The sequence below is a fragment of the Shewanella sp. 10N.286.45.A1 genome (assembly GCF_041470405.1).
GTDB lineage: Bacteria > Pseudomonadota > Gammaproteobacteria > Enterobacterales > Shewanellaceae > Shewanella.
Map to the genome: position 1 here is coordinate 1 of NZ_JBFRMK010000178.1, position 7,266 is coordinate 7,266.

The 7,266-nt window shown below is 43.4% G+C and carries 7 protein-coding genes; 4 read left to right on the top strand and 3 right to left on the bottom strand.

Features of this window, described 5'->3' with window-relative positions:
* Positions 1-121: 121 nt before the first annotated feature.
* Entirely contained in the window at positions 122-781 is a 660-nt protein-coding gene (locus tag AB4238_RS13985; RefSeq protein ID WP_372033979.1) for a TetR/AcrR family transcriptional regulator, read from the bottom strand.
* Positions 782-966: 185 nt separating this feature from the next.
* Here AB4238_RS13985 and waaA point away from each other — a divergent pair, with 185 nt between their 5' ends.
* Positions 967-2,232, top strand: a complete 1,266-nt coding sequence (waaA, locus tag AB4238_RS13990; protein ID WP_372033974.1) for a lipid IV(A) 3-deoxy-D-manno-octulosonic acid transferase — start codon at positions 967-969, stop codon at positions 2,230-2,232.
* Between the two features lie 35 nt (positions 2,233-2,267).
* Here the strand turns inward: waaA and AB4238_RS13995 are convergent, their stop codons facing one another.
* Positions 2,268-3,002, bottom strand: a complete 735-nt coding sequence (locus tag AB4238_RS13995; protein ID WP_372033975.1) for a 3-deoxy-D-manno-octulosonic acid kinase — start codon at positions 3,000-3,002, stop codon at positions 2,268-2,270.
* A gap of 207 nt (positions 3,003-3,209) precedes the next feature.
* Between AB4238_RS13995 and AB4238_RS14000 the strand changes: the two genes are divergently transcribed.
* A complete protein-coding gene (locus AB4238_RS14000) occupies positions 3,210-4,163 on the top strand; it encodes a glycosyltransferase family 9 protein (RefSeq protein ID WP_372033980.1) in 954 nt (317 codons plus the stop codon).
* Between the two features lie 29 nt (positions 4,164-4,192).
* Here AB4238_RS14000 and AB4238_RS14005 read toward each other — a convergent pair whose 3' ends face one another.
* Positions 4,193-5,377, bottom strand: coding sequence for a hypothetical protein (locus AB4238_RS14005; protein ID WP_372033976.1), 1,185 nt, complete (start codon positions 5,375-5,377; stop codon positions 4,193-4,195).
* 243 nt (positions 5,378-5,620) lie between these two features.
* On the opposite strand from AB4238_RS14005, the gene AB4238_RS14010 reads away from it, so the two are divergent.
* A complete protein-coding gene (locus AB4238_RS14010) occupies positions 5,621-6,700 on the top strand; it encodes a hypothetical protein (RefSeq protein WP_372033977.1) in 1,080 nt (359 codons plus the stop codon).
* A gap of 340 nt (positions 6,701-7,040) precedes the next feature.
* Positions 7,041-7,266, top strand: a 226-nt coding sequence (locus AB4238_RS14015; RefSeq protein WP_372033978.1) for a transposase, incomplete at its 3' end; no start/stop codon positions are given.

Genomic DNA, 7,266 nt, shown 5'->3' on the forward strand with positions numbered 1-7,266 from the left:
TACCAATGCGCTTTGAATTGAAAAGGCTGAGGGGTTCTGAACCGGCCAAATACTTAAGGCAATTGGTATAACTCTGTTTTCAACAAGGCATTTAGCCAACACCTTGTTGAAATTGGGTTGTCTAAGCTGCGGTTTCAGCACCACTGGCCATAGAGGTATAGTACTCTTCTAGCCTTTCAAAGGTCGCTGCAGACTCTGGGGTTGAGTAGGCTTTAAATATCATGATCACTCGCAGTAACCCCTCATAGAGTGACTCTTTAGTAATTGAGCCAATACTAGATTGTGTTTGGGTTAATTTATAGCTTATCCAAAAGCTCACCAACATTTTGATGGTATCTGCAAGTGGCGCTATATCAGTTTCATTTACCTTCAAAAAACCATCTTGAGTCAGCTTAATAAGCACGTTACTTGAACGAGCAAGTACATCTTGTTGAGCTTGCAGGTAGCGGTTTTTCAGTGCTTCATCACGGCTGAGGATATCGGCTAGGTTGGCGTACATAAAACGGAATTGCCACAAGGTGTAGAACATAGCATCAAAATAACCAACGAGAAGATCGACATCGACCTCTTTGTCGACATAAGGCTGGAAGCCTGACTCTAAATGTTGCTCATAAAGACTGAATATCGAGCGAATAATGTCTTCTTTATTGCGGAAATGGTAATAGAGATTCCCTGGGCTAATGTTTAGGTGTGCTGCAATATGATTGGTTGTGATTGTTCTTTCGCCATGCTGATTAAAGAGTTCTAAGCTGGCTTGTACGATTTTGTCACGGGTCTTCATATTCATCCTAAATGCTTAATATCCAAGAAATCACCACCCTTAATTGCTATCACGAATCAGGCTTGGCGATAAAAAATGCGCGCGCAACTCGACATATTCGCGGTTAGGCATCTACGTTAAGTTGTGACTATCATGTTAGCATTGAGCCAATTCTTCAAGCAAAACTGACGAAAGTAAATAAATTCATGAATCGTAGCCTCTATTCCGCTTTGCTTTATCTTATCTCTCCTTTGCTAATGGTTTACCTAATCGTGCGTGGGTTTAAAAGCCCTGATTATCGTCGCCGCTGGGGTGAACGTTTTGGGATTAAGCGTTTACAGCAAACAGATCTGCTGTTGCATTGTGTTTCTATGGGGGAAACGCTAGCTGCAATTCCACTGATAAAACAAATTCAAACCGCCTACCCAAATCTATCTATCACGGTCACTACAACCAGCCCAACGGGATCAGCTGAAGTGCTTCGAGCATTTGCAGGTCAAGTACAGCATTGCTATCTGCCATTCGATCTTGCTTGGTGTAGTAAACGCTTCGTGCAACAAGTCGCGCCTAAAAATTGCATTATTATGGAAACTGAGCTGTGGCCGAATCTTATTCATTACCTTAAGCACAGTGGCGCCAAGGTATTGTTGGCAAATGCTCGCTTATCGCAAAAGTCCGCTGATGCTTATCATAAGCGCCCAGGTTTGAACCTACCTATGCTACAGAGTTTGGATGCAATAGCGGCTCAGTCGGAACAAGCTGCCGCTCGCTTTATCGACCTTGGTGTAACAGCTGATAATATTACCGTGTGCGGTAGCTTGAAATTTGATCTTAATATTGAGCAAGCACGCATTGATGCCGCTCTGGTGATGCGAAAAAGCTGGAATGCACAGCAACGTCCTATCTGGGTGGCTGGCTCAGTGCACCCTGGTGAGTTCGACATTATGATCCAGGCTCATCAGCGAGTGCTACAACAATATCCAACTGCGTTAATGGTGCTGGTTCCTCGTCACCCAGAGCAGTTTGATGCGGCCGTGGCAGTGGTCAAAGCGGCGGGAATGCTGGTGGCTAGACGTAGTATAAATGACGAGGTCACTGCGCAAACCCAAGTGATTGTTGGCGATACGATGGGTGAGTTACTCACGCTATATGCAGCCGCAGATCAAGCTTTTGTTGGTGGCACCTTGATCGAAAATGGTGGCCATAACCCATTAGAGCCTGCAGCTGTCGGGTTGCCGGTATTTGTTGGGCCACATCATTGGGATTTTAATGAAATCACAGCATTATTGCAGCGAGAAGGGGCGTTACAGGTCGTTAACTCTAGCGATGCGTTAGCTCAGGTACTCATTTCAATGTTTAATGACAAGCAAGGCTATCAGGTTGCAAGTGAAGCGGGTAGGCAAGTTATGCTGCAAAATAGAGGGGCTTTGGAGAAGCAGTTTGCACTAGTGGATTTAATGTTAAAAAGTTAGTTATCCCCACTGACATTCAGTGGGGTAGAGGGAGCTTACTTTAGGGCTAGCTCTTCACTGTAAGCATTATGCAGCAGTTGCCAATGAGCTTCGGTAAAGCCGAGCTGTGGCAGTTTGGCTAACTCTTTTCTAAACGAGCGTAATAAACGATCCATATTGGCTTTTTGCCAGTCAGCTTTTGCTGTTCTTAACTCACCACGATCAAAATCAATCAGATAGAACTGTTCATCTGCAATTAGAATATTTTTCGCATTGAGATCGGCGTGGTACACCCCATGTTTATGGAAACGAGCAATGCATTGACCCAAAGCCTGCCACTGCTCGGTGGTCATTGCTGTTTTACTCAGTCTTGCCACGAGATCTTCAGCGCCTTCTACTCGCTCGATAATTAAATCAGCTCGGTAGTTTAGGCCACATCGCTCGACATTGGCAGCGATAGGTTTAGGAACCGGGAAGCCCTGATCATATAGGGTTTCTAGTAATGCTAATTCCGCCACTGCTCGGGTACGTGTTAAACCGGTAAATAGGTATTTATCACGGCTGAACTTTTCTATTAAGCCACCACGATAATAGTGGCGTAGCACCCATTGTTGAACGTCTTCTTGTTCAATACTGGCATCGACAAACCAAGTGGTATAACGGCCTTTAGATGAACCCGTTACCGCTTCGCGTGCACGCCAGAAATCCACACTAAACCAAGTGGTTTCAATATTGTCAGAGGTATGTTCGCAATAAGCGATGCTGCCTGTGGCTGTTTTTTTAAACTTCATAGATAGAATTGTACGCTAAAGCGTGGAACCTGTAGCCATTCTACATTAAGATCGGTGGAATACGCCAAACAACCTTCGAGTCCTATGAGCTTAACGACCCCGGATAACCATATTGAATCACAAGCAAATACATTGGATTTAACCAATGCTAACTCTTTGTGTCTGCTCAGGCTGTCGGCGATTGGTGACGTATGTCATGCGGTTGCTATGGTGCAAGCGATTCAACGTCGTTATCCACAGCTCAAAATTACTTGGGTACTAGGGAAAGTTGAGTTTCAGCTGTTAAAACATCTGCCTGGGGTAGAGTTTGTTATTTTCGATAAGTCACAAGGTTGGCGTAGCTGCTTTAATTTAAAGCGGGCACTAAAAGGGCAACAGTTTGATGTGTTACTGCATATGCAAATAGCGCTTAGAGCGACGATTGCATCTCTTGCTATATTAGCCAAGGTGCGTATTGGTTTTGACCGGTTTCGCGCCAAAGAGGGGCAATGGTTGGTGACTAATCGCCGCATCGAACCGCAAGCTACACCTCATGTGCTTGATGGTTTTATGGGGTTTGCTAAGGCGGTTGGCGTTACCGATGCCGATTTAAGTTGGAACATCCCGGTACTTGCGGCCGACACCGAGTTTGCTGAAAACTTGATCCCAAGTGGAACCCCTGTTTTGGTTATCTGTGCTGCAGCAAGTAAAGCCGAGCGAAACTGGTTACCAGAACGTTATGCTGCTGTGGCTGATCACGCTGTGGCCTGTGGCTATCGAGTGATGTTGTGTGGCGGACCTACTGCATTGGAGAAAAAACTGGCCGAAGCAATACAAGGTTTTGCTCAGTCAGAGCTTGAGGATCAGGTGGGTAAAACATCATTGCTGCAACTGTTAGCACTGTTAAAGCAAGCAAGCATAGTACTGGCACCTGATACTGGTCCTGCCCATATGGCAGTGACTCAAGGTACACCAGTTATTGGTCTATATGCTCATTCAAACCCGGGGCGAACAGGGCCGTATTTATCACAAGATAACGTTGTGAGTGTTTACGACTCCATTATTCGGCAGCAAAAAGGTGACGATGTGCCTTGGGGCGTTAGAGCTAAAGGCGAGCAATTAATGCAGTTGATCCCTGTTGAGGCCGTTATTGAAGTTTTTGATCGCTTGAATGCCAAATAACCCTGTTGCAATAGTGCTGTTATAGGGCGTTAGAATTGTTCCGAAAAGTAAATTCGCTCGGGCGTTATTACTTTTAAATAAAGCATGATTTGTAACAGTGCATGCTCTTTGAGATCCAGCTTAGAACCTGAAAAAACGATATATTCAATGTGGTAGTCATCTGGCAGCGAAAAGTAGAGTGAGCTAGCCATACCACCAATTTTCTGCGGTAAATTCCCCGTCATAATGAGTGTTTCAAATGGGATCATTGAAGGCATCTGGCTCATTTGGTGCGCATCTATAATTGCTTGATTGAAATTGGCAAAAGGGTGACCCTTAAACTGCATTTTCTTAGCATTTATCTGCGGGATCAACCCTGACTCTTGCCGAGAATCTGCAATCACTTTGGTTTGTAATTCACTACTGGCGCTGGTTGAGTCAACGCCAATAAATATGAATTCTGCTTTTGGCTGACTTTCGCTGACTTGTATTAGATCCTGATCTTTTGCTGACACATTAAGAAGTTGATAGAAAAGAGATTGTTGTTCTGCGTTGAATATATTATTGGATATGTAGTCCCAACGGATTTGCTGGGTATTGTCACCTAGGTGTCGCTTTAACTGTGAAAGCTCTGGCTTATCCAAATAGTCCAAACGTAACATATGGTAGGTGGTTGGAAACAGGTGATGCCAGTTAAAGAAGCTCGATATGCGTCTTGGTAACTTATTAGAATGGCGAGTCAACAGCCTCACTAACCTATTGTCATGACCTGTTAGGTAACTTTTCAGGTTGATTAAACCTGTTTGTAGGTCATTGAGCTGCGTAGACAAGCTCAATTTCTGCCAGTGGAACATTTTCTGATATTCAGAAGAACCATCATCAATTAATTCGAGCTTATTTATCTCTACTCCTGAAATCCGACTGAGATGCCTAATAAGCTTTGAGAGATCTTTACTCCAGTAGGTATTGCCGTAAATAGTGACATGACTGTGGGCATGGCTTGCTAAGAGCTTTTCTGCGTATTGGTATAGTGAAGCAATGCTAGCAAAGGATGTGGCATTGATACCTTTCAATAAGGCTTCGTTGTTAACTGGATGCCGTTGCCAGCAAATAAGCTTTGGATTTTGACTTTGATTGTGAGCGATCATTGCTGCTTGTTGCACCGCAGGCAGTGTTGCTCTATCTATATAAATCTCAAGAAGATACGGTGATTGCTGAGAATTTGAAAATGTCACAGGTTAACTTTCTGCCGTCAATGGTCTATAAATTATAGGCGAGGGTGATTTAGCGGGCAATAGGGATTTTGTAATGATGAGATCAAGTGCTGTTGTTCATGGTGAACAAAAATTAATTTGTTAACCTGAGTTAACAAATCTCCGATTCGATGGCCAACATGTTATTATTAATGACTATCAAACAAGATTTAACAACAGTTAACACTGTGTTGTTTCGCTTGTTGTATTTTAAAGGGTGCTTATATGTCGCTGTCCCCAAAATTCCTATTTATTCCGGTTTCCTCCGCCGAGGGCATGGGCGAGTATATGCGTTCTTTGATCATAGCCAACGAAGTTAAGCAGCGTTGGCCTGATGCCGATGTGCAGTTTATTTTAAGTCGCCAAGCGCCATATGCTACAGCTTGTGCCTACCCTGTGGAACTGTTAGATGATACGCCGACAAAAAATATTAAAGCGGTAAATGACTTCATCTCCTTTTTCAAAGCTGATTTTGTTATTTTTGATGCTTCTGGTCGTCGCTCACAATTGGTGCATGCCAATAAAATGGGGGCCAAAGTGATATTTATTAGTCAGCATAAACGCAAGCGAAGTAGAGGAATGAAGCTACTACGAGCGCATGTCACTGATAGTCATTGGGTGGTGCAACCTGAGTTCGTTATCGGCACAATTAGCTCGTTTGATAGGCTAAAACTTAAGCTGATTAACAAACCTGAGCCGACTATTATCGGTTCAGTGTTTGCAAGCCCTGTTGCGCTTAGGCAGTCAGAGTTACTTAAGAAACTAAGTTTAGTCGCAAATAATTTTGTATTGTTTAATGCTGGTTCTGGTGGACACAAAAATGGGCAAGGCCATTGTATTGAGGAGTTTGCTATGGCCGCCGCAAGTATTTACCAGGCAACAAAAATACCATGCGTGGTGATTTTCGGTCCTAGTTACCCTAAGGCTATGCCAGAGTATGAAGGTGTCATTAATATTAGAGAGTTGATCCATGTTGATTTTATGGATCTTCTGGATGCTTCTAAAGCTGCAGTGCTAAGTGGTGGAGATACACTTTTACAGGCGATAGCCCTAAAAAAGCCGACGGTTTCGGCCGCAGTGGCTAAAGATCAGAATTATAGAATTAGAGTATGCCAAGAAAGAGGGCTCACAGTGAGTAGCAGCGTTACTGCTGATGAGATGACTTCAAGACTGCTTGATCTTATTCAAACTGGGAGTGCCCAGCAACTCGATAATGCTTTGATGCAGTGTGAATCGACCAACGGTTTAGATATAGCAATGGAAGTGATTACTGACTTAATGAACGAACAGAGCGTTGTAAGCTAGTTATTAAATTACTTTTTAGTCACATGACAAATAAAGCTGAGTTAGGGAAAGCGCAAATAAAAAAGGGTTATATAAGATTTATTGCTAACCCTTGTAGCTTTTTATTTTTGCATTTGTCATAACCTCGCTGTCAACTTAGTAGGCGAATTAAGAGAGACTACCTGATAGGCGCTAGTAGGTTTTCTGCTTGTGGTTTTCTAGTTATTTAGCTATTTGATCTCCAGCACCTTCCATATTGATTAACGGCATATTTTTCCCCGTCACTTTGCCGACGGATATTCCGGTCTAATCGATCTGGACACCTTGATTGTGGATTATAGAACCAACAATAGAGGTGAGCATGAATACGAAAAGACAGTACCGAACTTACACCAAAGAGTTTAAAGAGGAAGCTTTAGGGTTAATAACCGAACAAGGCTATAGCGTTCCACAAGCTGCAGACGCGCTTGGTGTATCATCAAACCTGCAGTATAGCTGGAAACAGAAGGTTGAGGAGCTAGAAAGTTCTAACGTAACTTCAGATGAGAGAGCCGAGCTTTTAGCCCTAAGAAAAGAGATTAAACAGC